The 1621-nt window shown below is 71.5% G+C and carries 2 protein-coding genes; one reads left to right on the forward strand and one right to left on the reverse strand.

Going from position 1 to position 1621, the window contains the following annotated elements; translation table 11 throughout:
- Position 1: 1 nt before the first annotated feature.
- Positions 2–757, reverse strand: coding sequence for a 5'/3'-nucleotidase SurE (gene surE / locus AC1DXV_RS34420; RefSeq protein WP_477870742.1), 756 nt, complete (start codon positions 755–757; stop codon positions 2–4).
- A 97-nt stretch (positions 758–854) separates the two neighbouring features.
- On the opposite strand from surE, the gene AC1DXV_RS34425 reads away from it, so the two are divergent.
- On the forward strand, positions 855–1621 hold a 767-nt coding region (locus AC1DXV_RS34425), incomplete at its 3' end, for an NADPH:quinone oxidoreductase family protein (RefSeq protein ID WP_477938022.1).

Here is a 1621-nt window from a genome sequence, read left to right on the forward strand (position 1 = left end):
CTCATGAACCCACCGCCTGCGACCACTGCCGCCACGCGGGCAGCCGGGCGTGATCGGTCAGGTCGACCTGCAGCGGCGTGATCGACACGCAGCCGTTCGCGGTGGCGTGGAAATCGGTGCCCTCGCCGGCCTCGCGCACGTCGCCGGCCGGCCCGATCCAGTAGATCGGCTCGCCGCGCGGGTTCTGCTGGCAGACCACCGGCTCGCTCGCATGGCGGCGCCCCAGCCGCGTGATGCGGCGCGGCAGCTCGACCGCATCGGGCCGGTTCGGGATGTTGACGTTGAGCAGCCACGCGCCCGGCGCCGGCGGGTTCGCGAGCACCTGCTCGACCAGCGAGCGCGCGAGCCGCGCGGCGGCATCGACCTGCGCCCAGCCCTTCTCGACCTGCGAGAACGCGATCGCCGGGATGCCGAACAGGAAGCCCTCCATCGCGGCCGCCACCGTGCCGGAATAGAGCGTGTCGTCGCCCATGTTGGCGCCGTTGTTGATGCCGGACAGCACCAGGTCGGGCCGGCGCGGCAGCAGCCCGGTCAGCGCGACGTGGACGCAGTCGGACGGCGTGCCGTTGATGTAGCGGAAGCCGTTGGCGGCGGTGAAGGCCGACAGCGGCCGGTGCAGCGTCAGCGAATTCGAGGTGCCGCTCGCGTTCTGCTCCGGCGCCACCACGTCGATCTCGCCGAGCCCTTCGCAGGCTTTCACCAGGGCTGCGAGGCCGGGGGCGAGGTAGCCGTCGTCGTTGGCGATCAGAATGCGCATCGGGGGATTGTAGGGATCCAGGAACGCGTCACCTGCGCGACGTGCACGCGCGACCGGCCTGCCTATCATCCGGCGCCACATTCAAGGAGACGACACGATGCAAGCCTGGCTGTGCGAGAACCCCATCGGCCCCGAGGCGCTGACCTGGAAGGAGCTGCCGACGCCGCAGCCCGCGGCCGGCGAGGTGCGCGTCGCGATCCGCGCCGCGAGCCTGAACTTCCCGGACCTGCTGATCGTCCAGAACAAGTACCAGATCAAGCCGCCGCTGCCCTTCGTGCCCGGTGCCGAGTACGCCGGCGTGGTCGATGCCGTCGGCGAAGGCGTCAGGCACCTGAAGCCGGGCGATGCGGTCGCCGCGTTCGCCGGCACCGGCGGTTTCGCGACGCATGCCTGCGTGAACGCCGCGCTGCTGATGCCGCTGCCGCCGGGCTTCGCGTTCGAGGACGCAGCCGCGTTCCTGTGCACCTACGGCACCACGCACCATGCGCTGATGGACCGCGCGGCGCTGCAGCCGGGCGAGACCGTGCTGGTGCTCGGTGCGGCCGGCGGCGTCGGCAGCGCGGCGATCCAGATCGCGAAGGCAGCGGGCGCACGCGTGATCGCCGCCGCGTCCACCGACGAGAAATGCGCCTTCTGCAAGCAGCTCGGCGCCGACGAGACCATCAACTACAGCCGTGGCCAGCTGCGCGAGGAGCTGAAGGCGCTGACGCAGGGCAAGGGCCCCGACGTGGTCTACGACCCGGTCGGCGGCGACCTGGCCGAACCGGTGTTCCGCTCGATCGCCTGGCGCGGCCGCTACCTGGTGATCGGCTTCGCGCAGGGCGGCATCCCGGCACTGCCGCTGAACCTGGCGCTGCTGAAGGG

The sequence above is a fragment of the Rhizobacter sp. P3_C12 genome (assembly GCF_056402735.1).